The sequence below is a fragment of the Streptomyces sp. NPDC028314 genome (assembly GCF_055565795.1).
The window spans coordinates 167,754-193,650 of sequence record NZ_JBVHTP010000012.1 but is presented as its reverse complement, the minus strand read 5'-3'; the positions used below and the strand labels follow the sequence as shown (position 1 = coordinate 193,650).

Below are 25,897 nucleotides of genomic sequence, written 5' to 3'. Positions count from 1 at the left end.
TTAACGGTGGTTCTCCCCGTAACACTGCCACGCCCTTCTTCATTCCGAGACACCCGGTCCGATCCGCGAGACGATTTCGTCCCAGTACCCGGGCATCGAGGCCCACGGGTCCCGCCCCGGAGTGCCCCGCCGGTCCGTGAACCACACCGTCCCGGCGCCCTGCCAGCGGGCGATCCGGAAGGCCTCCTCCACGTGGCTGCGGGGCACCCCGTGGACCAGGTGGCAGAACCGCTCGGGCGGGTACTCGGAGGTCCACTCCGCCACCTGTGACCAGCGGTAGTCGGCCCAGGCCCCGGAGAACGTGACCAGCTGGTCCGCGGCTTCCGCGTAGCCCGCGTACGGGTGGGTGCCGTGGCCGAGCACGATGCGCATGCCGTCGCCGAGCCCGCGCAGGGTGTCCACGACCCGGCGGACGCCGTCCAGGTCCGCCTTGTCGCAGGGGGTGTCGGCCAGGTAGAAGCCACCCACCCGGTACCAGTCCCGGAAGCGGTGCGCGTCGGACACCAGCTCCCCGAAGGACCGGGTTCCGTCCCGCATCGCGAGATGGCCGAGCAGCCGGGGGGCCGAGGGGCCGGTGCCGCCCGCTTCGCGGAGCCTGGCCGTCGCCTCCGTGCAGTGCGGGTCGGGCCGGCCGCCAGGGCCGTCCGTGACGTTGAGCACGGCCCAGTGCAGCGGGGTCCCCGGCCGGGTCAGTTCCGCCCACTCCACCGGCGCGAGCAGGGGGTGCGCGTAGCCGGGGGCGCCCAGGCCCGTGCGGCCGGCCTCCGTGGCCGCCTCGGCCGCCGCCGGAGTGGTCAGATGCGGCACGCCGCCTCCATCCAGATGTCGGCCAGGGACTCCTCCAGGTTGATCCGGGGCCGCCAGCCGAGCCGGTCGCGGGCCGTGCGCACGTCGGCCTGCTGCCAGGCGCCGCAGCCGTCCGGGTACGGGTAGGGCTGGGGGGCCGCGGCGGCCAGCTGCTCGGCCGTCGCCTCGGAGCGGGGGGAGCCGATGGCGGCGAGGCCGGGCGGGCGGCCGGGGTGGGCGTGCGGCTGCTGCGGCAGGTCGAGCTCGTGCAGGGAGCCGCCGTAGCCGGCGACCCGGGCGAGCACGGCCGCCGCGTCGCGCAGCCGGACCGCGCGGCCGGTGCCGATGTTGACGACGCCCTGGGCGGCGGAGAGGGAGGCCGCGTGGACGGCGCGCGCGACGTCCCGTACGTCCACGAAGTCGCGCTGTACGCCGAGTCCGCTGAGCTTGAGCTCACCGTCTCCGGACTGCATGGCGCGCCGCATGGCCTCGGCGAGCCGGCCGAGCGGGGATCCGGCGGGGGTGCCGGGTCCGACGGGCGAGAAGATCCGCAGGACGACGGCGTCCAGCCCCGAGCCGAGCACCAGCTCGGTCGCGGCCAGCTTGCTGACGCCGTACGGTCCGCCGGGTCTCGGGACGGCGTCCTCGGCCGTGGACGAACCGGGCTGGCTGGGCCCGTACTCGGCGGCGCAGCCGAGCTGGACGAGCCGGGCCCCGCAGCCGCTGCGGCGCAGGGACTCGCAGATGGTGGCCACGGCGACGGTGTTGTGGCGGGTCAGTTCCCTGGCGCCGCCGCGGGTGGCGCCCGCGCAGTTGATGACGACACCGGGGTGGACGGCGTCGAGGAACCGGGTGAGGGCGCCGGGACTGCCGGTGGCGAGGTCGAAGCGGACGTCCGCGTCGTCTCCGCGGCCGAGCGCGGTGAGCTGGACGGCCGGGTCGGCGAGCAGCCGGTCCGCGACGTAGCGGCCGAGGTATCCGTTGGCTCCGATCAGCAGCACCCTCATCGCGCGGCCCCTTGGTTGTTCGGCTGGCCGGTCATCCTGTTTCTCCTTGGGTGGTGGGGTCGATATGGGGGTACGGCGCTCCGGTGTCGGCTCCGAAGGGCTCAGGGGCGCGCGTGTGCGGAGGCACGGGTCAGCGCGCGGACGGCGTGTACGAGGAGTCCCGCCACGGCGGCGAGCGCCGCCGCCGGAACCGGGACGAGCGCGAGGGCCAGGGCCGCGGCCACGGGCGCGCGGTGTGCGCCGTGCCCGAGCAGCAGCCGGGTGAGGAAGAGCAGCACCGCGAGCGGCACGGCGGCCGCCAGTGGTGTTCCGGCGAGCGCGGCCGCCCCCGTGGCGGCCGCGGCGAAGCCGGCGACGGTCCCGGCCAGCAGCGGCCGGACCCCGTCGGCGAAGTCCTCCAGGGCCCGGCTCCCGGCGAGCCTGCGCCGGGCCCTGGCCGCGAAGGCGGCGCCGGCCAGGTGCCCGGGGGCCACGGCCAGCGCGAGTGCGACACCGAGGGCGGGGCCGTGCCGGTGGACGGCCCAGCCGACGGCGGCCGCCGCGAGCAGGTGGAGCAGGCCGGGGAACCGCCCCCCGGCGGTCCGCCCGGGCCACACCAGCGCGGCGACGGTGGCCACCACCGCGGCGGGGCCGGCCCAGGGGACCCCGGCGGCGGCCGTTGCGAGCGCGAGGGCTCCGGGCAGTACGGCGTACCCGAGCCCGCGCAGCACGGCCGGCGTGGCGGCGCCGGCCGTGGGCGGGGCGGGGGTGGCCTCCCCGCGCGGGGTCCGGGCGTACAGCTCCTCGGCGAGGGAGAAGACGTCCCGGTGGCGGAAGCGTGCGGCGGTGCGGTCGGTGATGCCGTGGGCCTCCAGCCCGGCCGCGATCTCCAGCGGGTCCACGGCCCGTTCGCACAGGGCCCGGTGGCGGTGTATCAGGGCCTTGACCGGGTCTCCGGCGGGCCTGCGCCGCGGGGCGGCCGGGGCGGCTTCGTCGACGCTGGTGCCGGTCATACCGCGGCCTCCGTGCTCGGAACGTGAGCCGGCCCCTCGGCCGGCTCTGCGGGTGCCTGGGCCCCGGCGGGCTCCGCGTGCAGGCGCGCGGCGGGATCCGCGTACCGGCCCACCACGGCATCCGTGTCCGCGCCCGCGACGGGATCCGCGTACCGGCCCACGGCGGGATCCGGGTGCGCGCCCACGGCGGGATCCGCGTACCGGCCCACCACGGGATCCGCGTGCGCGCCCGCGGCGGGCTCCGCGTGCGGGCTCGCCACGGGCGCCGCGAGCGGGCCGGCCTGCGGGTCCGTCACGGACGCCCAGGTCGGCGTGGTCCAGTGCCCGGGGATGCGGGCCTCGGGGGGCTGGGCGAAGGGGACCTCTCCGCCGGGCCGGGCCGGGCCGTGGGCGAGCAGCCGCAGGTAGCTCGCCCGGAAGGCCTCGACGTTCTGCTCGACGGTGAAGAGCTCCAGGGCCCGCGCCCGGCCGGCCGCGCCGAGGCGCTGCGCCCGCTCGGGGTCCCGCAGCAGCGACAGGCAGGCGTCCGCGAGGGCCCGGGGGTTGCGGGGCGGTACGACGAGCCCCGTACCGCCGATGACCTCACAGACGGCGCCCACGTCGGTGGAGACGGTGGCCCGGCCGCAGAACATCGCCTCGGCCAGGGTGATCGGGAAGCCCTCGATCACCGAGGACAGCACGACCACCCGCCCGGCCCCGTACGCCTCGGCCGTGGACGGCGCGTCGGGTCCGCCGATCTCCTCGAAGGTGACGGGGCTCTCGCCCACCGTGACCGCGTCGGCGGCCTCGTCGGGGAACAGCTGCGCGGCGAGCGAGCGGCAGTCGGCCAGGTACTCGACGGCCGCGGCTCCCGGGGCCACGGCCGTGGCGAAGATCCGCAGCCGGGTCTGCGGTGCGGCCCTGCGCACCTCGGCGAAGGCGTGCAGCAGGGCGATCAGGTCCTTGGCGGGCTCGATCCGGCCCACCCACACCAGCGTGTCCGGGTCCCCGCACTCCGGGTCCTCCCCGACGGTGGCGAATCGGTCCGCCTCCATCCCGGGGTAGACGGTGCGCACCCGCTCCCGCGGGGCCCCGCAGCGCTCCTGCCAGCGGCGGGCGTGCGCGTTCCCGGGGGTCAGCAGGTCGGCCCGGGCGTAGATCTCGCCGGCCAGCCGGATGTGGAAGGCGGCCAGGAGTCCGCGTACGGCGGGCCGTTCGTCCTCGGAGTGCTCCAGGTAGTGGGCCCGGAGCTGGACCCCGTACTCGGTGACCAGCAGCGGTACCCCGAAGAAGCGTTTGGCCAGCAGTCCGGGGACGGCCGCCACCCCGCCCGCGGCGGCGTGGCACACGTCGACCCGGCCGAGCTCCTCGTACCAGTCGAGGGACAACGGGCGCAGTGCGCACTCCAGCTGGTCCACGAACTCCAGCAGGTCCCGCACCTGCGCCCCCTGTACGGCACGGCTCGCGCCCGGCGCCCGGCAGGCGGACTCCGCGGCCCGGACCGCGGTCTCGGAGCGCAGCGCGGCGTACATCCCGCCCTGCTCACGGGCGAGTTCGGCCAGCCCGTACAGCCCGGCCGCGAAGGGCTCGGCCTCGGCGGCGCAGATCCCGCGGACCAGGTCCTTGAAGCAGGCGGCGAAGCGTCGGCGTTCGCGGCGGGAGTACGTGCGCCCGTCGTCGGCGGGTGCCCACAGCGGGGCGGTCCGCACCCGTGTGACGTGCTGCGGGAGCGGTAACCGGCCGCGCTCCTCCTGCTCGGCGCTGCGGCTCAGCGCGTACAGCTCGAACTCGTGCTGCGGCAGCCCGCGCACGAGCCGGTCGCACCACAGCCTGGCTTCTCCCGTCGCATACGGATAACCACCTTCCGTGAGCAGTCCGATCCGCACGAGTGGCACCCCCGATCTCCCGTTACAGGCGGCCTCCGTCGGTCCGGTGACCCGCTGCGGAAGAACTCAAGCGGATACGCCGAAGGCGCGACGGACGGTTGTCCGTCGCGCCACCGGAAGGGGTGAAGAGTCGTAACTTTCCCGTACGGTTCGCGTTCGGGCACGCTAGGAAGGGCCTACGGCCCGTGCCACCGGCCCGGACCGGCTACGCGTACACCTCCTGGCGCGTCGAGCGCCGCAGGGCGGCGAGCGCGGGGTCCAGGGCCGGGACCGCGGAGAGCAGCCGGCGGGTGTAGGGGTCGCGCGGGCGCTCGTAGATCTCGTCCACCGCGCCCTCCTCGACGATCAGGCCGCCGCGCATCACCGCCACCCGGTCGCTGACCTGCCGGACCACCGCGAGGTCGTGCGCGATGAAGACGAGCGCGATGCCGAGCTCCCGCTGGAGTTCCGCCAGCAGGGCGGTGACCTGCGCCTGGGTGGTGACGTCGAGGGCGGAGACCGGCTCGTCGCAGACGATCAGGCGGGGGCGGGGCGCCAGGGCGCGGGCGATGCCGACGCGCTGGCGCTGGCCGCCGCTGAACTCGTGCGGGTAGCGGTCGTAGTGCCCGGGCTCCAGCCCGACCCGCTCCAGGAGCTCCCCGACCCGGGCCCGGATCGCGCTCCCGTCCCGTTCTCCGGCCGCGCGCAGCGGGTCCGCGACGGACTCGCCGACCGAGCGGCGCGGGTTGAGGGAGGACACCGGGTCCTGGAAGACCATCTGGACGCCGGCCGGGATGCCGCTCCCCTCCTCGCCCGCGTGCCGGACCTGCCCGGAGCTGGGTTCCAGGAGCCCGACGAGCATCCGGCCGAGGGTGCTCTTGCCGCTGCCGCTCTCCCCGACGATGCCCAGCGTCTCCCCGGCCCGCACGGCCAGCGAGACCCCGCCGACGGCGGTGACGGCCCGCTTGCCCCGGCCGAACTCCCGCCGCAGCGAGAAGGCTTCGACGACGGGGGCCGGCTCGGTGGATGCCACCCGCAGCCGGGCGGCGCGCGGCGCGTCCAGCCGGGGCACGGCCGCGAGCAGGTCCCGGGTGTACCCGTGGCGGGGCTCGGCCAGCACCCGGCCGACGGGGCCGCGCTCCACCGCCCGGCCGTCGCGCATGACCAGCAGCTCGTCGACGCTCTCCGCCGCGACGCCGACGTCGTGGGTGACGAGCAGCAGCCCCAGGCCCCGCTCCTCGCGCAGCCCGTGCAGCAGGTCGAGGATCTGCGCCTGGACGGTGACGTCGAGGGCGGTGGTCGGCTCGTCGGCGATGAGCAGCCGGGGTTCGCAGGCCAGGGCCATGGCGATGAGGGCGCGCTGGCGCATGCCCCCGCTGAACTCGTGCGGCCTGGCGCGGGAGCGGCGGGCGGCGTCGGGGATGCCGACCCGGTCGAGCACCTCGACCGCCCGGGCCCGGGCGGCGCGCCGCGAGACGTCGGCGTGGATCCGGTACACCTCCGCGATCTGGTCGCCGATCGCGTGGTACGGGTCGAGGGAGCTGAGCGGGTCCTGGAAGACCATCGCGGCCGTCCCGCCGCGCAGGGCGCGCAGCTGCGCCGCGGAGGCGGCGCCCACGTCGGTGCCGCCCACCCGGACGGTGCCGGTCAGGCGGGTGCCCGTGCCGTGGTGCAGCCCCAGCAGGGCGGCCGCCACGGTGGACTTGCCGCTGCCCGACTCGCCGACGATGCCCAGGGCGCGGCCGCTCTCCAGGGTCAGCGAGACCCCGTCCACGGCCCGTACGTACTCCCCAGGGCGGCCGACCGGGAAGTCGACCACGAGGTTGCGTACGTCCACCAGCGGACCTGCCGGCAGGTCGGTCGGATCCTGTGCGTTCGTCATGACAGGGCCACCCTTCGGTCCGCGACGGCGTACAGCAGATCGGCCACGGCTCCCGCGACCACGACGGCCGTGCCGATGGCCAGGATGACGCCCACCACCACGGGCAGGTCGATCACGCGCACCCCGTCGATCAGCGTCTTGCCGAGTCCGGGGATGCCGAAGAGCGACTCGGTCAGCACGGCGCCGCCGATCATCGTCCCGAAGTCCACGGCGCTGAGCGCGATCACCGGTGCGACCGCCCCGCGCAGCGCGTGCCGGGTGACGACGGCCCGCTCCCCCACGCCGTAGGCGCGGAAGGTCCGGATGTGGTCCTCGGCGAGGGTCTCCAGGGTGGAACTGCGTGTCAGCCGCGCGTACTTGGCGCTTTCGACGAGGCCGAGCGTGACCCACGGCAGGAGCAGGTTCCAGGCCCACTGCTCGGGGTCCTCGGTCAGCGGCACGTACGTCGGGAAGGGCAGCCACTGGAGGTAGGCGCAGACGCTCATGAGCAGGAGCAGGCCCAGGATGAAGACGGGGGTGCCGGTCCCGGCGAGCGTGAGGACGGTCAGCGCCCGTTCGGTGAGGCCGCCGCGGCGCAGCGCGGACAGCAGTCCGGTGCCGACGCCGACCACCAGCCAGATCACCAGTGCTCCCAGCGCGAGGGAGAGGGTGGCGGGCAGACGCTCCAATATCAGCTCGGTGACCTGCTGGTCGTTCTGGTACGAGAATCCCAGGCAGGGCGCGTCGCAGTGCAGGACGAGCCCGGCGCCGCCGGAGTAGTCGCGGCCGGCCAGCAGCCCCTGGAGGAAGTGCAGGTACTGCGTGAACGCCGACGCGTCGAGCCCGAGCTGTGCGCGCACCTGGGCGATCTGCGCAGGGTTGCAGCGCTCCCCGCAGGCGAGCCGGGCGGGGTCGCCGGGGGCGAGGTAGAAGAGGGCGTAGATGAGGACGGACAGGGTGAGCAGCACGAGCAGTGCGCCGCCGGTCCGTTTGAGCACGAAGAGGGTCACTGCTTGCGCTCCTTTCTGGTGCCGACCCGCAGGCGGGAGCCTTCGCGCGGGTCGAGGGCCGTGCGGACGCCGTCGCCGAGCACGGTGAAGGCGAGCACGGTGACGAAGAGCAGCCCGGCGGGGAGCAGGACGTAGGCGGGGTCGGCGCGGAACCAGGTCTGGGCGCTGGACAGCATCTGTCCCCAGGAGGGGGTGGGCGGTCTCACGCCGACGCCGAGGAAGGACAGCGAGGCCTCGGCCACCATGGCGGTGGGGACCTTGATCGCGGCGAAGGTGATGACGGGCGCGCCCAGCGAGGGCAGCAGTTCGCGGCGGGCGATCCGCAGCGTGCTGTTGCCGGAGAGCCGGGCCGCGTCCACGAACGCCAGGTCGCGCAGGGCGAGGGTCTGGGCGCGCACCATCCGCGCGACGCCGCCCCAGTCGAGCAGTCCGATGATCAGGATCAGCAGCAGCGGCCGCGGGAAGTCGGGCGGGACCACGGCGGTGAGGGCGATGCCGAGCACCAGCATGGGCAGGGCGATCATCACATCGGTGAACCGGCCGATGAGCTGTCCCACGAAGCGGTTGCCGAGGGCGGCGGCGAGCCCGGCCGCCACCCCGACGGCGGTCTGTACGGCGGTGGCGCCGAGGGCGACGAGCAGGGAGATCCGGGCGCCGTAGACGAGCCGGGTGAACAGGTCACGGCCGGAGCCCGGTTCGACCCCGAGCCAGTGGTCGCCCGAGATGCCGCCGAAGGAGCCGGTCGGGACCCCGCCGCGCGCGGAGTCGACGAGCTCGTCGTGGTACGCGTTGGGGTCCTGGCCGGTGAGCTGGGCCAGCAGTGGTGCGGCGAGGGCGAGCAGGACGAGGAGCGCCAGGACGGCGGCCGCGGCCACGGCCGAGGGCCGTCCCCGCAGCCGCCGCCAGACCTGCCGCCCGGCGCCCGGGCCCGGGGCGGGTGCCCCGGGCGCGGGCGCCGACCGGTCTGCGAGGAGCGTCACTTGACCGATACCTGCGAGATGTCGAGCACGCCGGTCCAGTCGCTGATCACGACGTTCTTGACGGCCTTGCCGACGAGCCGCTTGTAGACCGGGTGGAAGAGCGGCACGGTCAGGGCCTGCTCGCCGATCTTCTTGTCGAGCGCCCCCCAGCGCTTGCCGGCTTCCACCAGGTCGGTCAGCTTGGCGATCTCGTCGACCTCGGCGTTCACGGCCGGGTCGTCGAGCTGGGCGTGGTTGTAGTTGGAGCCGTTGGTGACGATCTGCCGGCCGTCGAAGATCGGCGCCAGGAAGGGGGCGCCGGAGGGCCAGTCGGCGCCCCAGCGGGAGAGGAAGAACCCGGGGGTGTTCTTGGCGTCCCAGCGCCTCTCGTTGAAGGCGTTGTTCTCCAGGCCCTCCAGCTTGACGGTGATGCCCGCGGCGGACAACGCCTGCTGGACGGCGGTGGCGACCTCGGGGCTGGTCTGCCGGTTCTGCGCGGTGGAGTGGGTCAGGGTGATGCTGATGCCGTCGGGGAAGCCCGCCTCCTTGAGCAGCTCCTTCGCCTTGGCCGCGTCACCGGTCTTGCCGGCCGGGAAGTGGTCGTACTTGGTGAAGCCGAAGGCCTGCTGTTCGGGCAGGAAGGTGGTGGCCGGCTCGGCCAGCGCGGAGCCGCCGGCGGCGTTGATCACGCTGGTGCGGTTGATCGCGTACGAGATGGCCTGGCGCACCTTCGGGTTGTCGAAGGGGGCCACCTTGGGGTTGAAGGCCAGGTAGTTGACGTAGCCGAAGTGGCCGGTGCCGACCCGTGCGGCCAGTTCGTTCTTCTCGGCGGAGTCGCCGATCCGGGCGAGCTCGGCCGGGCCGAGGTTGGTGTCGGTGGTGACGGCTGCCGCGTCGGCGCCGGAGCTGGTGGTCAGGCGCTGGTTGATGACCGCGGAGTCGAGGCCGGAGCGGACGTCGATCTTGTCGGGGTAGGCCTTGCGCTCCTCGTCGGTCTTCTCGTCCCAGTGCTCGTTGCGCTCCAGGGTGAGGTGCTCGCCGTCGTTGTCGTTCTTGACGACCTTGTACGGGCCGGAGGAGAAGGGGTGCTCCTCGTACCTGACCCCGGTGTCCTTGGCCTTGGGGACGGGCGCGAACTGGGTCTGGGTGGCGAGGAAGGGGAACTCGCCCTCGGGCTTGCGCAGCTTGAAGGTGATCGTCTTCGCGTCGGGCACGAGGATGGAGTCGAGGCCCTTGCCGCCGTCCTTGTAGGGGCCCTCGTACGTCTCGCCGCCGACGAGCCAGTCCCGCAGGTACGGGGCGCCGCCCGACAGTTCGGCGGCGAAGGAGCGCTCGATGCCGTACTTGATGTCGGCGGTGGTGATCGGGGTGCCGTCCTCGTACTTCAGCCCGTCCTTGAGGGTGTACGTCCACTCCGTGGCGTCGGCGTTGGGCTTGCCGGTGTCGGTGGCCAGGTCGGGCACGACCTTGGCGCCGGCCGGGCCGTCCTCGCGGTTGCGGGTGGTGAGGGTGCGGAACACCAGCGAGGGAACGTTTCCGCCGCCCGAGGTGTAGAGCCGCGCCGGGTCGAAGTCGGTCTGCGGCTCGTTGTTGAGGACGGTGAGGGTGCCGCCCTTCTGGGGTGCGCTGCCGGCGGCGCCGGGCTTGTCGCCGGAGCCGGCCTTGTCCGCCGCGTCCTTGGGCCCGCAGGCGGCGGCGCCCCCGGCCAGTACGAGGCTGACGGCGACCGCGGCCACGCGGCGCGATATGTGGGACTGACGGAGCATGGGAAGAGGGACCTCTCGGCGTGGGGCGGAACGGGAGAAAGCCACGCGAGGGGCAGCCGCCGGGGATCACACCGGTGGAAGTCCGGGAGTCCGGGAGTCCGAAAATCCAGGGGTCCAGGGGTCCGGGGGTCCGGGGGGTGAACGATCACGCCACACGGTGTCGGATCGACGAATGGCCGCGCCTGCGGGCGGATGCACCCGGGCGCGGCGGAACACAGGGAAACGGTGTCGCGCGCTCAGGCAGGCGTCAGCGACAGAAGATGTCGGCCACGCTGTGCGCGGCCACACCGAGGAGCGCCAGCTCGATGGCGGCGCTCGCGGCGGTGGTGTGGCGGTGCGACATGCGGAGAACAATTACCGACCATCGGACACCTTGTCAACGCCGGCACTCAACTCCCGGGGAACACCCACGGGTTGGGCTTGCACTGGATGTTGTCGATGTCGAGGGACTTCGTCTGCTGCTGCATGATCGGCGCGAGCTCGCCCGGGGTCCGGCAGTTCACGTGCCCGTGTCCGAGCCGGTGTCCGACCTCGTGGTTGATGAGCATCTGCCGGTACGCGAACATCTGGTCGGCGCCGTAGGTCGGGGAGCCCTGCGCCCAGCGGAAGGCGTTGATCATCACGCGCTCGGTGGCGGCGGAATCGCAGGAGACGTTGTCGACGGTGGTGTCCAGACCGGACTTCGCGCACCAGGTGCCGGTGGTCCCGGGACTGGCGAGCGTGATCACGAAATCGGTTTCCCCGCCCGGTACACGCTCGAAGGTCATCGCGCCGCCGTGGGCCCAGCTGCGCGGGTCGTTGAGGGTGCGGTGCACGGCCTCCGCGAACAGCTGCGCGTCCAGGCCCAGCCCCTGCTCCACGTCGACCCGGTAGTGCCAGATCTTGCCCTTGCCCGGCGCCTTGGCCACCCCCGGCACGGTGTCGAAGGCACCCGGGCCGGTCAGCTTCGCGTCGATCGGCAGCTGCTGGGCCATCTTCTGTTCGTACGTCAGCTCCACCGGCGCCGGGGCCGGCCCGTCGGGTTTGGTGCGGTCGTCGGAGCGGGAGGCGGCGGACTGGCCGGGGACGGCGCGGCCCTGGCTGTCGTCGGGACCCGCCTGCACGTTGGCCTTGTCGGAGCCGCCCTCGGTGGCCACCTGCCCGGCCACCACGACGGCGAGCACGGTGGTGACGGCCGCGGCGGCCATTCCGGTGTACGTACGGATCTTCGAGCCGCGCCCGGTGGCCGGCCGCTCGGCGCCGGCGGGGGCCGGTCCGGGCTCGGCCAGGGGCATCCGCGGCCCGGGGATCCGGCGGTGCGAACCGGTGGACGTGAGGGGGTCGGCGGGGGCCCGGCCCGCCGGATCGGGCGTTGCCGGCTGCGGGACGGTGATCCGCGGGAAGCCGACCGCGGGGGTGCCGAAGGCCGGGGTGTCGCTGTCCCGCACCGGCGCGGCCGCGGACCGGGCGCGCGGTACCCCGCGCCAGTCGCCGTACACGGCGCCGCCGCCGGTGTCGGTGACGGGGCCTGCGCCCCAGGCACCGCCCGGCTCGCGCTGCTCGGGATGCCCGGCGGGCCGTCGGTGCGGCGCGGCGGGCGGGGTGGGCGCGGCGGGCGCGTACCCCCGGTGGGCGACGGTGGGTTCGGGTGACGGTCCGCCACCGGGGCGGCCCTCGTGGAGGGGGCGCTGGTTCCGGAGGTACGGGGTGAGCCTGCGGTAGGGCGCGGGGCCCCCGTGCGACGGCGGACCCCCGTGCGGGGCGGCGCTCTCGTACGGCGCCGGACTCTCGTACGGCGTGCGCCCCTCGCGCGGGGCGGCGCTCTCGTACGGCGTGCGCCCCTCGTACGGCGCGGAGCCCTCGTGGAGCGCCGGGCCCTCGTAGGACGCGGGTTCCTCGTACGGCGCGGGTTCCTCGTACGGCGCCGGAGCCCGGTGGGGCGGCTGGGTCCCGTACGCCGCGAAGGCCTCGTACGGGGCCACGGGCTCCGCCGGCGGCGCGGGCCGCTCGGGGGCGGAGTCCTTGCGACTATGTCGTCCCACGCGCCTCAGCCTCTGCCGTCTTCTTCGGTTCGTGCCGTGTCCTGTGTGTCCCGCAGCAGTTCGCGGAACGCCGCGGCCACCACTTCGGGGTACTCCATCATCGCCACGTGCCCGGCCTCCGGCAGGCACAGCAGCCGCGAACCCCGGAAGGCCGCGGCGGCCTTGCGCGCCATACGGTACGAGACCAGTTGGTCCCGCCCACCGTAGACCAGCAGGACCGGCGCGAGCACCCGCTGCGCCTGCTGCCACAGCCCGTGCTGCCCGCCGAGGGTGTAGGCGTCCACGATCCCGCGCGAGGAACGGGTCATCGCGTCCCAGAAGTACGGGAGCGCCATCCGCCGCTCCATCTCCTCGACCGCGGCCCCGAATCCCTCGGGTGTCACCCGGGAGGGGTCCCCGTAACAGAGGACCGTCACCCCCCGGGTGCGCTGCTCGGCGGTGAGCCCCCGCGTGAGGCGCCCGAACAGCCCCGCCATGCCCGGCACCGCCAGCAGGGCGGTGGGCACCGCCGACCGCTGCACGCGCAGTTCGGGCAGCGCGGGCGAGACCAGGGTCAGGCTGCGCACCAGGTCGGGACGGACGGCCGCGACCCGGGTGGAGACGGCCCCGCCGAGGGAGTTGCCGAAGAGGTGCACCGGCCCGCGGTCGGCCGCGTCGAGGTGCCGGATGACCGCACGGGCGAAGGCGGTGAGCGAGTAGTCCCGGTCGGCGGGCGGCGGGGACCAGCCGAATCCGGGCAGGTCCAGGGCCTCCCCGTCGACCTGGTCGGCCAACTCCCTCATGAGCTCGGACCAGTTCTGCGAGGAACCGCCGAGCCCGTGGACGAACAGCGCGGGCGGCAGCCCCTCCCGCGCGGCGGGCCGGAAGCGCACGTTCAGCTCCAGGCCGGGCAGCCGGGCCGTGCGCAGTTGCTCCCCTTCGGCCACCCGGACGGCTCCCACCTGGGAGGACACCTCGGGGGTGGACCGCACACCCGGCAGCTCGGTCGAAGACATGGGGCAATGTTACGAGACGATCACGCCCGGCCCCCTGTGTTCGCGGTCACAAGACCGCCTGGCGGCGTAACCGCAATCCTCCTAGGCTCGTAGTGAAATACGAGCGAAGGCGAGGGGAGCGCGATGACTGTCGACCCTGCGGAGCCGGACACCTTCCACGAGCAGCTTCCGGAGATCACCGACCCGGAGACGCCCGAGGCGGATGCCGCGGAGCAGCACATCGAGTTGCAGCCCGTCGAGGACGATCCGGTCACCGGGGTGGACCGCGGCGAGGCCGCCGACGGGGACGCCGCCGAGCAGGCACGGGTCGTCCCGCTGGACGAGGACGACTACCGCTGACCGGGACCGATGGGCGCTGACCAGCGGGTCAGGGTGGTCCGCACAGCGAGAAAACTCGGCTTGAACCCACCAGATTCGGTTACCGAAAAGTACGATGGCGGCGCGGCGCAGAGCGCACTGTGTTCTTAGAGAAAGTGGGAGGCGGCGTGACAGCCATCGAGCAGACGGAGGCAGCGCGTCCCCGGGGCACGCGACTGCCGCGCCGAGCCCGGCGCAACCAGCTTCTGGGTGCTGCCCAGGAGGTTTTCGTGGCGCAGGGCTACCACGCCGCCGCCATGGACGACATCGCGGAGCGTGCCGGGGTCAGCAAGCCGGTCCTCTACCAGCACTTCCCGGGCAAGCTCGACCTGTACCTGGCCCTCCTGGACCAGCACTGCGAGGCCCTGCTGCAGGCGGTGCGCACGGCGCTCGCGTCGACGAACGACAACAAGCTGCGCGTGGCGGCGACGATGGACGCCTACTTCGCCTACGTCGAGGACGAGGGCGGCGCCTTCCGGCTGGTCTTCGAGTCGGACCTGACGAACGAGCCCGCGGTGCGCGAGCGCGTCGACCGGGTCTCGCTCCAGTGCGCCGAGGCCATCTCGGACGTCATCGCGGAGGACACCGGCCTGTCGAAGGACGAGTCGATGCTGCTGGCCGTGGGCCTGGGCGGCGTCTCGCAGGTCGTGGCCCGGTACTGGCTGTCGAGCGAGAGCCCGGTCGCCCGGGACACCGCGGTCGGCCTGCTGACCTCGCTCGCCTGGCGCGGTATCGCCGGCTTCCCGCTGCACGGTACGGAGGGCTGACGCCCCGCGGCCGGCGGCGGGCTGTTCGCTGCGAGCATGTCCGCCACGAGCCGATCGTGTCCCCTTGCCGGGCTAATGTGGACCGCGTACGGCGCGGCTGATCGCGCGAACCGGATCGTCGGAGGGACAAAGCCGTGGAGGTCAAGATCGGCGTGCAGCACGCACCCCGGGAGATCGTGCTGGAGAGCGACCTGAGCGCGGAGGAGCTGGAGAGCATCGTGGCCGCCGCGCTGTCCGGTACGGCGCCGCTGCTGAGCCTCACCGACACCAAGGGCCGCAAGGTCCTGGTGCCGTCCGACCGCCTGTCGTACGTCGACCTGGGCGAGCCGAGCACGCGCAAGGTGGGCTTCGGCGCGCTCTGAGCGCGGAGAACCGAAGCTCCGGCAACGGACGAGAACGGCCCGGCGGTTGCATACGCCGGGCCGTTTCCCTTTGTTCCGCTTCGGGTAGGAGCGCAGTACTGCAACCCGATAACGCCCTGACGTACGGGAAGGGACATCATGCTGCTGATGGAAGCGCTCGGCTCCGGTCTGCTGGGCCTCGCCCTGGCCGGGGCGGCGGTGCGCACGCTCGCGACGCGGCTGCCGTCCTCCAGAGCGGTCCTGATCAGCGGGGTCGCCGGGGCCCTCTTCGGGGCCTACCTCACGCACATGTCGCTGGGTCCGGGGCACAACACCCTGGCGGCGACCCTGATCGGCGGGGGCCTGGTGGCCGTCGTCGTGCTCTCGCTGCTGCTGCGCCCCGCCGCCCGCACCGGAAGGCCGCCCCGGCGGACTCCGTTTTCGGTCCCGTCCTGAGGCGGACCGGTCCGCGGAAGCCGGCGACGCGGGCGACGCGGGCCAGGCCCGGTAGCGGAGAGGTCCAGTAGCGCGGCCCCCGGCGCGGAGTGGTTTCCGTGCCGGGGGCCGGGTGCGTCTGCCGTGGATCGGGCCGCTCAGGCCGCGAGGCCGAGGGCCGCCATCCGCTTGGTGTGCGCCTTGGTGATCCGGGTGAACATCTCGCCGACGGCCGCCAGGTCGAAACCGGCCGCCATGCCGTCCACACCGCCGACCAGCATGGTGGACAGCGCGTCGCGCTCCGCGACGACCCGCTGGGCCTGCGAGAGCGCCTCGCCCATCAGCCGGCGGGCCCACAGCGCGAGCCGTCCGCCGACGCGCGGGTCGGCCTCGATCGCGGCGCGCACCTTCTCGACGGCGAAGCCGCCGTGGCCCGTGTCGTCGAGCACTCCGACGACGAGGGCACGGGTGTCGGTGTCGAGGTGGGTGGCGACCTCACGGTAGAAGTCACTGGCGATGGAGTCGCCGACGTAGGCCTTGACCAGGCCTTCCAGCCAGTCCGACGGGGCGGTCTGGCGGTGGAAGTCGTCGACGCCCTTCGCGAAGGGCTCCATCGCGGCGGTGGGCTCGGCGTCGATCGCCGCGAGCCGGTCGCGCAGCCGCTCGAAGTGGTGGAACTCGGCGGAGGCCATCTTCGCGAGCTCGGCCTTGTCACCGAGGGTGGGCGCGAGCTTCGCGTCCTCGGCGAGGCGCTCGAAGGCCGCCAGCTCGCCGTACGCCAGCGCGCCGAGCAGGTCCACGACGGCGGCCCGGTACTGCGGCGAGGCCGAGGCGGTCGCCCAGTCCTGGGCGGCGATTCCGGCCGCCTCGGCGGGGGTGCTGTCGTCGGCGGGAGATGCGTTTTCTACGGTCGACATGCTCCGCACAATAGCCCGCCGAAAGGGCGGGCTGGGCACGGCCTATAGCCCCTCGCGGCCTGCGTAAACGCGACTACCAGGTGAATTCACCCAACACACCTGCGCGATTCCGGGGTACAGTGGTAATGCGCCTGCCGAATACTCGGCGGGCCATCCCGAATGAGGATGCCCGGTCGGTGGCCCGATCGGCTCCAACCCGACCGCCCTCTGTGTGGCGCGTGCGTTCATGCGTACCGCCTGCACGAGGGGCCCCCTCAGCGGCAGAAGCCCTTGAGCGAAGGCTAGTGGTCCCGCGCAGCTTCGTACGACCCGCCCGAACCTGGGCGGGCGCAGTACTGCAAGCCCGGCACGGTACGACCCCCTTCGCCGCCTCGCGCCGCGTCTCACAGAAGAGGCAGCACCCTGACTACGTTCCGAGACCTCGGGATCTTTCCCGAGACGGCCGAGGCCCTTGAGGCCGTCGGCATCGTGTCCCCCTTCCCGATCCAGGAGATGACCCTTCCCGTCGCCCTCTCCGGCACGGACGTCATCGGCCAGGCGAAGACCGGTACCGGCAAGACGCTCGGTTTCGGCCTTCCGCTGCTGGAGCGGGTCGTCGTCCCCGCGGACGTCGAGGCCGGCCGGGCGAAGCCCGAGCAGCTGACCGACGCTCCGCAGGCCCTCGTGGTGGTTCCGACCCGCGAGCTCTGCACCCAGGTCACCAACGACCTTCTGACCGCGGGCAAGGTCCGCAACGTCCGCGTCCTCGCCATATACGGCGGCCGCGCGTACGAGCCCCAGGTCGAGGCGCTCAAGAAGGGCGTCGACGTCATCGTCGGCACCCCGGGCCGCCTCCTGGACCTGGCCGGGCAGAAGAAGCTCGACCTCTCCCACGTCAAGGCCCTGGTCCTCGACGAGGCCGACGAGATGCTCGACCTGGGCTTCCTGCCCGACGTCGAGAAGATCATCAACTACCTGCCGCCGAAGCGTCAGACCATGCTGTTCTCGGCGACCATGCCGGGCGCGGTCATCGGCCTGGCCCGCCGGTACATGACGCAGCCGACGCACATCCGCGCCACGTCCCCCGAGGGCGAGGGCGTGACCGTCGCCAACATCAAGCAGCACGTCTTCCGTGCGCACAACATGGACAAGCCGGAGCTCGTCTCCCGCATCCTCCAGGCCGACGGCCGTGGCCTCGCCATGATCTTCTGCCGTACCAAGCGCACGGCGGCCGACATCGCCGAGCAGCTGGAGAAGCGCGGCTTCGCGTCCGGCGCCGTCCACGGCGACCTGGGCCAGGGCGCCCGCGAGCAGGCGCTGCGCGCGTTCCGCAACGGCAAGGTCGACGTGCTGGTGTGCACCGACGTCGCCGCGCGCGGTATCGATGTCGAGGGTGTCACCCACGTCATCAACTACCAGGCGCCCGAGGACGAGAAGACCTTCCTGCACCGCGTGGGCCGCACCGGCCGCGCGGGCAACAAGGGCATCGCCGTCACGCTGGTCGACTGGGACGACATCCCGCGCTGGCAGCTGATCAACAAGGCGCTGGAGCTGGACTTCCACGACCCGGTCGAGACGTACTCCACGTCCCCGCACCTGTTCGAGGAGCTGAACATCCCGGCCGGCACCAAGGGCATCCTGCCGCGCGCCGAGCGCGTGCGGGCCGGCCTGAAGGCCGAGGACCTCGAGGACCTGGGCGAGACCGGCGGCCGCGGTGGCCGTGGCGGGCGCGGCGCTGCCGCCGCCCCCGTGGCCGAGGAGCGCCCCGCGCGCACCCGTACCCCGCGCCAGCGCCGCCGTACCCGTGGTGGTGCGGACCTGGGCGCCGAGGCCGCCGCCGTGACCCCGGTCGCGGAGGCTCCCGAGGCTCCGGCCGCCGACGAGCCGCGCAGGCCGCGCCGTCGCCGGACCCGGGTGGCCACGGTTCCGGCGCAGGCCGTGGAGTCCGTCGCGGTCGTGGAGGCCGCTCCGGTCGCCGTGGCCGAGGCCCCCGTGGCCGAGGCCCCGGTCGAGGAGGCTCCCGCCAGGCCGAAGCGCACCCGGACCCGCAAGGCCGTCGCCGCGGTCGCCGAGGCCGCCGTGGTCGAGGCCCCCGCGGCCGAGGCCCCGGTCGCCGAGGAGGCTCCCGCCAAGCCGAAGCGCACCCGGACCCGCAAGGCCGTCGCCGCGGTCGCCGAGACCGCCCCGGCCGTCGCCGCCGAGGCCGCTGCCGTGGCCGAGGAAGCCCCGCTCAAGCCGAGGCGCACCCGGACCCGCAAGGTCGTGGGCGGCGTCGTCGAGGCCCCGGAGCCGGACTTCCAGATGGCCCCGCCGGTGGAGCCCGTCAAGGCCCGCCGCCCCCGGACCCGCAAGGTCGCGGAGGCCGCCCCGGAGGCGTCCGCCGCTGGTGACGCGCCGGTCAAGCCGAAGCGCACCCGCACCCGCAAGGCTGCCGCGGAGGCCCCGGAGGCCTAGTCCTCCGCTCCGCACCGACGGCCCCGGCCCCCCTCAGGGGAGCCGGGGCCGTCCTCGTGTCCGGAGGGTACGGGCCGGTAACCTCGGCCCCATGAGCAAGCCGCCGCGCCTGACCCTGCCGCCCGCCGCCCGCGCGTACCGCCTGACGACCGCACGCGGGGAGTTCGCCGTGCACGAGGCCGGTGAGCCGCTGCGCGGCACCGCCCTGCTGGTCCCCGGCTTCACGGGCAGCAAGGAGGACTTCATCGGCCTGCTGGAGCCGCTGGCCGCCGCCGGGTTCCGGGTGGTCTCGGTCGACGGGCGCGGACAGTACGAGAGCCCCGGCCCGCGCGAGGAGTCGGCGTACACCCTGGAGGAGCTGGCCCGGGACCTGCTCGCGCAGGCCGCGGCCGTGTCGGGCGCCGGAGGGGAGCCGGTCCACCTGGTCGGACACTCCCTGGGCGGCCTGATCGCCCGCGCCGCGGTGCTCCGCGACCCCTCCCCCTTCGCCTCGCTCACCTTGCTGAGCAGCGGTCCGGCGGCGATCTCCGAGGAGCAGCAGGCGCGTACGAAGCTGCTGGTCGCGGCCCTGGAGGTGCTACGGGAGGACATGCCCGGCGTATGGGCGGCGATGCGGGCCCAGGACCCGGCGGACGCGGCGCCCGAGGCACCGGAGCTGGCGCGGTTCCTGCGGGACCGGTGGCTGGCGACCCGGCCGGAGCAGCTGATCGCCACCGGCCGGGTGCTGATCTCGGAGCCGGACCGGGTGGCGGAGCTGGCGCAGGTGCCGCTGCGCAAGCTCGTGCTGTCGGGGACCGTCGACTACGCGTGGCCGGTCCCGCTGATGGACGACATGGCCCGGCGCTTGAGTGCGTCCCGAGTGATCGTCGAGGGCGCGGAACACTCCCCCAACGCGGAGAACCCGCAGGTCACGGCCGGTGCACTGGTGGCGTTCTGGGAGGCCCGCACCAGCGGGTAGTTAGCCAGTGAAAAAATTTCCTTAGCGTAGGGAATGTTTGCCGCTTACACTTCGTTAACCCTGTGCAAGGAGAACACTGACGAAGGGAGAAGCCCCATGCGCTTCGAGATTCTGCGCCTGGACGACGTCGACGGAACCGCCGTGGACAGCACCGTCGTGGACGCGGCCTCCGTCAACCGGATCGTGCAGCAGGCCGCGTCCGTCGGCCAGCGCATTCTGATCCGACCGGCCGAGACGGCGTCCTCCTGACACACCTGGAAACACCCGGCGCGCCCTGCGCGACAGACGCCGAATGCCCCGCACCGTACCGGTGCGGGGCATTCGCATGTGTACCGGCGGACCGGTCGCCGCTCAGGCGTTGTGCACGACCTGGAGCACGCCGTTGATGATCTGCTGGACGGCGATGGCGGAGAGCATCATGCCCGCGAGCCGCGTGACGAGGACGACGCCGCCGTCCTTGATGACCCGGATGATCACCAGCGAATAGCGCATGGTGATCCACAGCACGATGTGCATGGCGATGATCGCGCACCAGACGGAGACCTGCCCGCTGACCCCGTCGGCCTTCTGCACGGCGAGGATGACCGACACGATCGCACCGGGGCCGGCCAGCAGCGGCATGCCCAGCGGTACGAGGGCGACGTTCACGTCCTTGGTCTGCTTGGGCTCGTCCGTCTTGCCGGTGAGCAGGTCGAGCGCGATCAGCAGGAGGAGCAGTCCACCGGCGATCATCAGCGCCGGGACGGACACGTGCAGGTAGTCCAGGATCTGCTGGCCGCAGAGACCGAAGACGGCGATGACACCGAAGGCCACGCAGACGGCCTGCCAGGCCATCCGGCGCTGCACCTTCGCGGCGCGACCGGAGGTCAGGGCGAGGAAGATCGGCGTGATCCCCGGGGGGTCCATAATCACAAATAGCGTGAGAAAAAGGGATCCGAAGACGGCGAAATCAAACACAGTGATGCCTTGCAGGAGAGAGGGGTGAAGCAAAAGGAGGGCGCGGAGCGGCCGAGGAACCAGTCCTCGTTACGCGGTCCGTCCGCCGGCGCCGGGCACGGGGAACGCCCCGGTGGCACGGCGCGTGATCTCGCCGTAGATCTCGGGGTCGGTCGTGTACTCCCCGAGGCGGCAGAGCTTGCGGTCGCCGTGGTAGTCGCTGGACCCGGTGGTCAGCAGTCCGAGGTCGGCGGCCAGTGCGCGCAGCCGGGCGCGGGTGTCCGCGTCGTGGTCCATGTGGTCCACCTCGATGCCGTCCAGACCGGCGGCCGCCAGGGCGGCTATCGCGGACTCGGGCACGACCTGACCGCGCTTGACCGCGGCGGGGTGCGCGAAGACGGTGACCCCGCCGGCCGCCTTGACCAGGCGGATGGCCTCGAAGGGGTCCAGCTCGTGCTTCCCGGCGTACGCGCGGCCGCCGTCGGCGAGCCAGTCGGCGGTGAACGCGTCGGACACGGTCGGTACGACGCCCAGCTCCACCATGGCGGTGGCGATGTGCGGCCGGCCGACGGAGCCGCCGCCCGCGATCCGGGCGACCTGCTCCCAGGTGACGTCCACGCCGAGCGCGCGGAGCTTGCCGATCATGGCCTGGGCGCGGGGGGTGCGGTCGTCGCGGACCAGCTCCCGCTCGCGGAAGAGCTCGGGCTCGTCGGGATCGAAGAGGTACGCGAGCATGTGCATCCCGACCCCGTCGAGGCGGCAGCTGAGCTCCGCCCCGGTGACGAGGGTGAGACCGGCCGGGACGTTGGCGATGGCCTCGGCGTATCCCCCGACGGTGTCGTGATCGGTCAGCGCGATCACGTCCAGCCCGGCGGCGGCCGCGTTGCGGACCAGTTCGGCGGGCGTGTCGGTGCCGTCGGAAGCCGTGGAGTGGGCGTGCAGGTCGATGCGCACAGCCATGCTCCATGGTTCTCGTACGGACGGGGGGACGCTCCAGGATACCCAGCCCCCGCCGTGCCCCGCCCCGCCGCGCGCGGCGGGCGCCGTCAGGCCGGGCCGAGGATCCGGGGACTCAGGGCGCCGCAGGGCAGCAGTTCCACCTCGGCGCCGGCGTCGCGCAGGTCCGTCAGGACCAGCTCGTCGTACATCAGGAGGCCCGACTGCTCCGGCCAGACGATGGCCCACAGCCACAGGCCGCGCGCCTCGCCGGCGAAGACGGCCCGGTCGTCCGGGGCGCCGGAGACGTGCCAGAGCGGGGTCGGGCGGCCCGCCGCCACGACCTTGGCGTGCGGCGGGGCCGAGACGTTCATGTACGGGCCCGGGTCGGGCGCGTCGATCCCCGCGTAGCGGGCTCCCAGCCCGACGCCGAGTTCCTCCGCGACCAGCAGCAGCTCGCCGATGCCGCCGAGCGGTCCGGGGCCCGAGCAGGCCACGGCCGTGGCCCGGCCCCCGCTGCGGTCGTCCCCGGCGGAGGCGATCCCGGTGAAGAGCCACCCCACCGGCAGCGGCCACGGCATCCACACGGGCACCTGGGCGCGGTGGACGACCACGCTCAGGCCCTCGACGCTCGGCGGGATGACGGGCTGCAGGGGCTGGACGCCGCCGTGCACCGCGCACTGCCAGGAGTCGGCGAAAAGACCGGGCGCCCGGACCCGGCCACCGCACTTCGGGCAACTCGGTTCGCCCCTCATAAGAAGCACGCTCCTCCCCGCCCGGCGCCCCGTCAAGACGCGATCACCCGTCCGGATGCCATCCGTACCCGCAACCGCCGGCGCTCAGTCCAGGGCGACGGCCGTACGGAGAGGGTCCCGCAGATCCGTGCCGCGCGCGAGCCAGCGTTCCTGGAGCGCGGCCGCGCCGTGCACGCGCTTCCAGGCCGCCTCGTTCGCCGTCATCGGGAGCAGCGGGAGGAACCGTACGGGGTCCATGGGCTCGTCCAGTTCGAGGTCCTCGACCAGCCCGCCGGGCTCCGCGACCAGGACGGAGCTGAACGGCGCCCCTTCCCACAGCGGTTCGCCCACGTCCAGCGAGGCTCCCGGGCTCACGATCAGCCCCTCCACCATCGGGGAGGCGGCCAGCACGGCGAGCGGCCGGAGCAGCCTGTCGGTGGGGGCGAGGCCCGCCCGCACGGTCAGCACCAGCTCGGCGCGCGGTCCGCGCACGGGGTCGGCGACCACGGCGGTCGGGTCGGTCATCGGGTGGGCGGACATGCCGAGGGTCGCGTACCGCACGAGGTCGCCCTCGGCGAAGCGGAGTACCTCGATGCGATCGGTGCCGAGGAAGGTGACGGCGGCGCGGGCGTCGGGTTCGCCGAACGCGGTCCGCAGCCGGGCCTCCACAAGGGCCAGAATTTCTGCCATGGAGCGAGCATAGAACTCGTATCCGGCGGGTAAAGGGCGGGTCTTGACCATCCGTCGGCTGATAGTGTTGACAGCTGGTTCGACCCGCACGCAGAAGCGTTGTTTCAAGGGCCGGACGACAGGACGTCCTCTACGGGGGACCGGCCGGAGGAGGTGGGGCTGCGATGGATCGAAGTCGATCGTGCAGTACCGATCGCTCTTCCACTTCTATGCCGGGCCCCTCCCGCCCCCTGTGATCTTCTGATCAGTAGAAGAGCGACGGCAGAACTCCTGTCCTCTCCGTCCTTTTCCTTCCGCCTGCGCGGGCCTGCCTGCCCGCTCGGCCGCGGAGGGCCTCCCACCCGTACGGTCCGCAGCCGTGCGCGCGAAGGAGCCTGCCATGTCGATGCTGCCCTACCTCCGTGCCGCCGTCCGTCCGGCCCTGCGCCGGTCCTCCCCCGCCCAGCCCGGCTACGACTCCACCCGCGACCCGTCCGCCAGCAGCGCGGTGGTCGACTGCGCCGTCTACCGCGACGGCCGGCGGGACGGGCGCGGTCAGGGGACGGGCTGCCTGACCCCCCGTGAGGCGATCCGCCGGGTCCGGGAGGACGGCGGGTTCGCCTGGATCGGTCTGCACGAGCCGACGGAGGCCGAGTTCGCCGGCATCGCCGCCACCTTCGGGCTGCACCCGCTCGCCGTGGAGGACGCGGTGCACGCGCACCAGCGGCCGAAGCTGGAGCGCTACGACGACACCCTCTTCACCGTCTTCAAGACGATCCACTACGTGGAGCACACCCAACTCACCGCCACCAGCGAGGTGGTGGAGACCGGCGAGGTGATGTGCTTCACCGGACCCGACTTCGTGATCACCGTCCGGCACGGCGGCCAGGGCTCCCTGAAGGGGCTGCGGCACCGCCTCCAGGACGACCCCGAGCTGCTGGCCCGCGGGCCCTCCGCCGTCCTGCACTCCATCGCGGACCACGTCGTCGACGGGTACATCGCGGTCGCCGCGGCCGTGCAGGACGACATCGACGAGGTGGAGAGCGAGGTCTTCGCCGCCCCCGCGAAGGGCAGTACCCGCGGCGGTGACGCGGGCCGCATCTACCAGCTCAAGCGCGAGGTGCTGGAGTTCAAGCGGGCGGTCGCCCCGCTGCTGCGGCCCATGGAGCTGCTGAGCGAGCGCCCGATGCGGCTGGTGCACCCGGACATCCAGAAGTACTTCCGGGACGTCGCGGACCACCTGGCGCGGGTGCACGAGCAGGTCGTGGGCTTCGACGAGCTGCTGAACTCGATCCTCCAGGCCAACCTCGCGCAGGCGACGGTCGCCCAGAACGAGGACATGCGCAAGATCACCTCCTGGGCGGCGATCATCGCCGTGCCCACGATGATCTGCGGGGTGTACGGGATGAACTTCGAGCACATGCCCGAGCTCCAGTGGAAGTACGGCTATCCGATGGTGATGGCCACCATCGTCGGGATCTGCTTCACCATCCACCGGGCCCTGCGCCGCCACGGCTGGCTGTAGCCGCGAGCCCGACCCGGCCGGCCCACCGCCTCCCGCGCCTCGGGCGGCGGCTGGCTACCCTGTGCGCATGACTCTCAGCGCGCTCGATCTGGCCCTCGTCGAGGAGGCCACCAAGAAGTCCGGGCTCATCTGGGTCCGCGGCTCCGGGGCCGACCGGGCCCTGTGGCACGCCTGGGTGGACGGCGCGGCGCACGTGCTCGGCGACGGGCCCGGCGAGCAGCCGTTCCCGGGGCTCGTGGACGGCGCGGCCGCCGAGGTGACGGTGCGCAGCAAGGACAAGGGCGGCCGGCTCGTGGCGTGGACCGCGACCGTGCGGGAGATCCCGCCCCGCGGCGAGGAGTGGCACGCCGCGGTGGCCGAGCTCAAGGGCAAGCGGCTGAACGCGCCCGACTCCGAGCAGATGACGGAGCGGTGGGCGCGCGAGTGCCGGCTGCTGCGGCTGGAGCCGGAGGCGGTACGGGACTCCCTGCCGGCCGGGTCCCTGGCCGCGGCCCCGCTCGGCTCCCCGGCGACGACCCGCCGGGCCATCCCGGCCGGGCTGCCGAAGCTGCTGCTGAAGCGGAAGAAGGCCGGGCGCTAGACGCGGGCGAAGGGTCCCGGCGACGGGTCCCGGCGAAGGCCCTCGGTCGCGGGGCGGCGGGGCCGGCCGGGCCGTGCTCAGCCGCCGCCGGGATTCGAGCCCTGGCCGGAGCTCTTGCTCGGGGCCGGCTTGGTGCCGCCCTGGTCCTTGGTCGCGGGCAGCTGGGGTCCGTAGTCCACCGTCTGGTCCTGGGCGGGGGGATCCAGCGGGAAGGTCTGGCCCCAGTCCGCGAGTTCCACCCGCCCGGCGCCGCCCGCGCGTTCCATGAGGACCGGGTAGGGGGTGCCGTCGAGGGATACGGAGAGCTTGCCGCCCTTGCCGCCGTCGCCCGAGAGCGGGACCACGCGGGCGTGCCCGACCTTGGAGTACGTGCCCTTGGTGACCTTGCCCTCCAGGCCCAGCAGCCCGTCGAGCAGCACCCCCATGTCGGTGAAGCCGCGGAACTGCTTGTACGTGGGGTCGCTCTGGGGCACCTTCACGAACTTGTCGCCGAGCTTGCCGGCCGAGTCGGACTGACCCCAGAAGGCGGCGCTCGCCTTGAGGTAGAGCTGCTCGCCGACACGCAGCAGCTGGAAGGTGTCGTCCTGGGACTTCACCTCGCCGGAACCGCCCTCGGGCTTGAGGCGCATGTCGAGGGTGAAGGACTTGCCGCCGCTCACCACGGTCCCGGACAGGTGCACCGAGCCGGCCGAGGTGGCCGCGGTGCGCGCCTTCTCCTCGATCTTGTCGGCGGAGAGCTTGCCCACCCCGTTGGTGCCCTTGTCGGGGTCCTCGTCCTTGCCGCAGCCCGTGCCTGCGACGGCGAGGCCCGCGCACAGGACGCCGGCGAAGGCAGCCCGGCGCAGCCGGGCGACAGGGATGTTGGCGGTCACGGGCGAGTCCTTCTCGGCGGTCGTCGGCGGGCAGCAGGCAGCGTACCCGCCCGTAGCCCGCCGCCCGCGCCCGCGTCGGGGCAGCTCGGGCCCGGCCCCGCTCGGACCCCGGTCGAGGCGCGCTCGGCCGGGGGCGGACGGCCGCTCGACCCCCGGGCGGACGGCCCCACCAGGACGGTTTCCCGCCGCACGGGCT

General features: G+C 73.5%; 26 protein-coding genes. 9 read left to right on the top strand and 17 right to left on the bottom strand.

The genetic code is table 11. The features are described from left to right. Positions 1-39: 39 nt before the first annotated feature. The 11 genes from ACZ4TG_RS26895 to ACZ4TG_RS26845 all read right to left on the bottom strand — a co-directional run bounded on the left by ACZ4TG_RS26895 (position 40) and on the right by ACZ4TG_RS26845 (position 13,241). A complete protein-coding gene (locus ACZ4TG_RS26895; RefSeq protein ID WP_468167174.1) occupies positions 40-807 on the bottom strand; it encodes a spherulation-specific family 4 protein in 768 nt (255 codons plus the stop codon). Continuing rightward, positions 795-1,793 carry an NAD-dependent epimerase/dehydratase family protein gene (locus ACZ4TG_RS26890; protein ID WP_468167172.1) on the bottom strand — a complete coding sequence of 333 codons (999 nt, stop codon included), beginning with the start codon at positions 1,791-1,793 and terminating at the stop codon, positions 795-797. Before ACZ4TG_RS26890 ends, ACZ4TG_RS26895 begins: the two co-directional genes overlap by 13 nt. Before the next feature lie 101 nt (positions 1,794-1,894). Then, a complete protein-coding gene (locus tag ACZ4TG_RS26885) occupies positions 1,895-2,785 on the bottom strand; it encodes a hypothetical protein (protein ID WP_468167170.1) in 891 nt (296 codons plus the stop codon). Beyond that, positions 2,782-4,650 carry a GT4 family glycosyltransferase PelF gene (gene pelF / locus ACZ4TG_RS26880; RefSeq protein ID WP_468167168.1) on the bottom strand — a complete coding sequence of 623 codons (1,869 nt, stop codon included), beginning with the start codon at positions 4,648-4,650 and terminating at the stop codon, positions 2,782-2,784. Before pelF ends, ACZ4TG_RS26885 begins: the two co-directional genes overlap by 4 nt. 205 nt (positions 4,651-4,855) lie before the next feature. Beyond that, positions 4,856-6,511, bottom strand: coding sequence for a dipeptide ABC transporter ATP-binding protein (locus tag ACZ4TG_RS26875; RefSeq protein WP_468167166.1), 1,656 nt, complete (start codon positions 6,509-6,511; stop codon positions 4,856-4,858). Then, the gene (locus ACZ4TG_RS26870) at positions 6,508-7,500 is read right to left on the bottom strand and encodes an ABC transporter permease (RefSeq protein ID WP_468167164.1); all 993 of its coding nucleotides are present in this window, start codon (positions 7,498-7,500) and stop codon (positions 6,508-6,510) included. The genes ACZ4TG_RS26875 and ACZ4TG_RS26870 overlap by 4 nt, the downstream gene beginning before the upstream one ends. Next, positions 7,497-8,480 carry an ABC transporter permease gene (locus ACZ4TG_RS26865; protein WP_468167162.1) on the bottom strand — a complete coding sequence of 328 codons (984 nt, stop codon included), beginning with the start codon at positions 8,478-8,480 and terminating at the stop codon, positions 7,497-7,499. The genes ACZ4TG_RS26870 and ACZ4TG_RS26865 overlap by 4 nt, the downstream gene beginning before the upstream one ends. After that, positions 8,477-10,225, bottom strand: coding sequence for an ABC transporter substrate-binding protein (locus ACZ4TG_RS26860; RefSeq protein WP_468167160.1), 1,749 nt, complete (start codon positions 10,223-10,225; stop codon positions 8,477-8,479). Before ACZ4TG_RS26860 ends, ACZ4TG_RS26865 begins: the two co-directional genes overlap by 4 nt. A gap of 247 nt (positions 10,226-10,472) precedes the next feature. Beyond that, a complete protein-coding gene (locus ACZ4TG_RS26855; RefSeq protein WP_323178900.1) occupies positions 10,473-10,568 on the bottom strand; it encodes an Ms4533A family Cys-rich leader peptide in 96 nt (31 codons plus the stop codon). Between the two features lie 46 nt (positions 10,569-10,614). Beyond that, on the bottom strand, positions 10,615-12,246 hold the full coding sequence (locus ACZ4TG_RS26850) for a DUF3152 domain-containing protein (RefSeq protein ID WP_468167158.1): 1,632 nt from the start codon (positions 12,244-12,246) through the stop codon (positions 10,615-10,617). Between the two features lie 5 nt (positions 12,247-12,251). Continuing rightward, positions 12,252-13,241: an alpha/beta fold hydrolase gene (locus ACZ4TG_RS26845; protein WP_468167156.1), complete on the bottom strand. Its 990-nt coding sequence runs from the start codon at positions 13,239-13,241 to the stop codon at positions 12,252-12,254. 123 nt (positions 13,242-13,364) lie between these two features. Here ACZ4TG_RS26845 and ACZ4TG_RS26840 point away from each other — a divergent pair, with 123 nt between their 5' ends. The 4 genes from ACZ4TG_RS26840 to ACZ4TG_RS26825 all read left to right on the top strand — a co-directional run bounded on the left by ACZ4TG_RS26840 (position 13,365) and on the right by ACZ4TG_RS26825 (position 15,162). Then, a complete protein-coding gene (locus ACZ4TG_RS26840) occupies positions 13,365-13,580 on the top strand; it encodes a hypothetical protein (protein ID WP_468167154.1) in 216 nt (71 codons plus the stop codon). Positions 13,581-13,726: 146 nt separating this feature from the next. Further along, the gene (locus ACZ4TG_RS26835; RefSeq protein WP_468167152.1) at positions 13,727-14,365 is read left to right on the top strand and encodes a TetR family transcriptional regulator; all 639 of its coding nucleotides are present in this window, start codon (positions 13,727-13,729) and stop codon (positions 14,363-14,365) included. Positions 14,366-14,499: 134 nt separating this feature from the next. After that, positions 14,500-14,727, top strand: a complete 228-nt coding sequence (locus ACZ4TG_RS26830; protein WP_069921827.1) for a DUF3107 domain-containing protein — start codon at positions 14,500-14,502, stop codon at positions 14,725-14,727. Positions 14,728-14,865: 138 nt separating this feature from the next. Beyond that, on the top strand, positions 14,866-15,162 hold the full coding sequence (locus ACZ4TG_RS26825) for a hypothetical protein (RefSeq protein ID WP_468167150.1): 297 nt from the start codon (positions 14,866-14,868) through the stop codon (positions 15,160-15,162). Between the two features lie 137 nt (positions 15,163-15,299). Here the strand turns inward: ACZ4TG_RS26825 and ACZ4TG_RS26820 are convergent, their stop codons facing one another. Next, entirely contained in the window at positions 15,300-16,058 is a 759-nt protein-coding gene (locus ACZ4TG_RS26820; RefSeq protein ID WP_468167148.1) for a ferritin-like fold-containing protein, read from the bottom strand. Positions 16,059-16,550: 492 nt separating this feature from the next. Here ACZ4TG_RS26820 and ACZ4TG_RS26815 point away from each other — a divergent pair, with 492 nt between their 5' ends. The 3 genes from ACZ4TG_RS26815 to ACZ4TG_RS26805 all read left to right on the top strand — a co-directional run bounded on the left by ACZ4TG_RS26815 (position 16,551) and on the right by ACZ4TG_RS26805 (position 19,698). Continuing rightward, complete coding sequence (locus ACZ4TG_RS26815) at positions 16,551-18,491, top strand: DEAD/DEAH box helicase (RefSeq protein ID WP_468167146.1); 1,941 nt, start codon at positions 16,551-16,553, stop codon at positions 18,489-18,491. A 91-nt stretch (positions 18,492-18,582) separates the two neighbouring features. Continuing rightward, positions 18,583-19,449: an alpha/beta fold hydrolase gene (locus tag ACZ4TG_RS26810; RefSeq protein ID WP_468167144.1), complete on the top strand. Its 867-nt coding sequence runs from the start codon at positions 18,583-18,585 to the stop codon at positions 19,447-19,449. Positions 19,450-19,545: 96 nt separating this feature from the next. Further along, positions 19,546-19,698 carry a hypothetical protein gene (locus ACZ4TG_RS26805; protein WP_356874603.1) on the top strand — a complete coding sequence of 51 codons (153 nt, stop codon included), beginning with the start codon at positions 19,546-19,548 and terminating at the stop codon, positions 19,696-19,698. Positions 19,699-19,800: 102 nt separating this feature from the next. Here the strand turns inward: ACZ4TG_RS26805 and ACZ4TG_RS26800 are convergent, their stop codons facing one another. The 4 genes from ACZ4TG_RS26800 to ACZ4TG_RS26785 all read right to left on the bottom strand — a co-directional run bounded on the left by ACZ4TG_RS26800 (position 19,801) and on the right by ACZ4TG_RS26785 (position 22,745). Beyond that, the gene (locus tag ACZ4TG_RS26800) at positions 19,801-20,406 is read right to left on the bottom strand and encodes a MarC family protein (RefSeq protein WP_468167142.1); all 606 of its coding nucleotides are present in this window, start codon (positions 20,404-20,406) and stop codon (positions 19,801-19,803) included. Positions 20,407-20,475: 69 nt separating this feature from the next. Beyond that, a complete protein-coding gene (locus ACZ4TG_RS26795) occupies positions 20,476-21,339 on the bottom strand; it encodes a PHP domain-containing protein (protein WP_468167307.1) in 864 nt (287 codons plus the stop codon). Between the two features lie 92 nt (positions 21,340-21,431). Next, positions 21,432-22,076 carry a DUF6758 family protein gene (locus tag ACZ4TG_RS26790; RefSeq protein WP_468167140.1) on the bottom strand — a complete coding sequence of 215 codons (645 nt, stop codon included), beginning with the start codon at positions 22,074-22,076 and terminating at the stop codon, positions 21,432-21,434. A gap of 84 nt (positions 22,077-22,160) precedes the next feature. Beyond that, positions 22,161-22,745: a suppressor of fused domain protein gene (locus ACZ4TG_RS26785; protein WP_468167138.1), complete on the bottom strand. Its 585-nt coding sequence runs from the start codon at positions 22,743-22,745 to the stop codon at positions 22,161-22,163. A 379-nt stretch (positions 22,746-23,124) separates the two neighbouring features. On the opposite strand from ACZ4TG_RS26785, the gene ACZ4TG_RS26780 reads away from it, so the two are divergent. Continuing rightward, on the top strand, positions 23,125-24,249 hold the full coding sequence (locus tag ACZ4TG_RS26780) for a magnesium and cobalt transport protein CorA (RefSeq protein ID WP_468167136.1): 1,125 nt from the start codon (positions 23,125-23,127) through the stop codon (positions 24,247-24,249). 67 nt (positions 24,250-24,316) lie between these two features. Next, positions 24,317-24,829, top strand: coding sequence for a hypothetical protein (locus ACZ4TG_RS26775; protein WP_468167134.1), 513 nt, complete (start codon positions 24,317-24,319; stop codon positions 24,827-24,829). Positions 24,830-24,906: 77 nt separating this feature from the next. On the opposite strand, the gene ACZ4TG_RS26770 is transcribed toward ACZ4TG_RS26775, so the two are convergent. Continuing rightward, entirely contained in the window at positions 24,907-25,701 is a 795-nt protein-coding gene (locus tag ACZ4TG_RS26770) for a hypothetical protein (protein WP_468167132.1), read from the bottom strand. Positions 25,702-25,897 lie beyond the last annotated feature (196 nt).

Bases quoted from the DNA above. Each gene is read 5' to 3' on its own strand.
- ACZ4TG_RS26820 (WP_468167148.1), bottom strand. From the start codon at position 16,058: ATGTCGACCGTAGAAAACGCATCTCCCGCCGACGACAGCACCCCCGCC.
- ACZ4TG_RS26825 (WP_468167150.1), top strand. From the start codon at position 14,866: ATGCTGCTGATGGAAGCGCTCGGCTCCGGTCTGCTGGGCCTCGCCCTG.
- ACZ4TG_RS26885 (WP_468167170.1), bottom strand. From the start codon at position 2,785: ATGACCGGCACCAGCGTCGACGAAGCCGCCCCGGCCGCCCCGCGGCGC.
- ACZ4TG_RS26875 (WP_468167166.1), bottom strand. From the start codon at position 6,511: ATGACGAACGCACAGGATCCGACCGACCTGCCGGCAGGTCCGCTGGTG.
- ACZ4TG_RS26785 (WP_468167138.1), bottom strand. From the start codon at position 22,745: ATGGCAGAAATTCTGGCCCTTGTGGAGGCCCGGCTGCGGACCGCGTTC.
- ACZ4TG_RS26780 (WP_468167136.1), top strand. From the start codon at position 23,125: ATGTCGATGCTGCCCTACCTCCGTGCCGCCGTCCGTCCGGCCCTGCGC.
- ACZ4TG_RS26860 (WP_468167160.1), bottom strand. From the start codon at position 10,225: ATGCTCCGTCAGTCCCACATATCGCGCCGCGTGGCCGCGGTCGCCGTC.
- ACZ4TG_RS26805 (WP_356874603.1), top strand. From the start codon at position 19,546: ATGCGCTTCGAGATTCTGCGCCTGGACGACGTCGACGGAACCGCCGTG.
- ACZ4TG_RS26840 (WP_468167154.1), top strand. From the start codon at position 13,365: ATGACTGTCGACCCTGCGGAGCCGGACACCTTCCACGAGCAGCTTCCG.
- ACZ4TG_RS26845 (WP_468167156.1), bottom strand. From the start codon at position 13,241: ATGTCTTCGACCGAGCTGCCGGGTGTGCGGTCCACCCCCGAGGTGTCC.
- ACZ4TG_RS26815 (WP_468167146.1), top strand. From the start codon at position 16,551: ATGACCCTTCCCGTCGCCCTCTCCGGCACGGACGTCATCGGCCAGGCG.
- ACZ4TG_RS26790 (WP_468167140.1), bottom strand. From the start codon at position 22,076: ATGAGGGGCGAACCGAGTTGCCCGAAGTGCGGTGGCCGGGTCCGGGCG.
- ACZ4TG_RS26775 (WP_468167134.1), top strand. From the start codon at position 24,317: ATGACTCTCAGCGCGCTCGATCTGGCCCTCGTCGAGGAGGCCACCAAG.
- ACZ4TG_RS26890 (WP_468167172.1), bottom strand. From the start codon at position 1,793: ATGAGGGTGCTGCTGATCGGAGCCAACGGATACCTCGGCCGCTACGTC.
- ACZ4TG_RS26810 (WP_468167144.1), top strand. From the start codon at position 18,583: ATGAGCAAGCCGCCGCGCCTGACCCTGCCGCCCGCCGCCCGCGCGTAC.
- ACZ4TG_RS26855 (WP_323178900.1), bottom strand. From the start codon at position 10,568: ATGTCGCACCGCCACACCACCGCCGCGAGCGCCGCCATCGAGCTGGCG.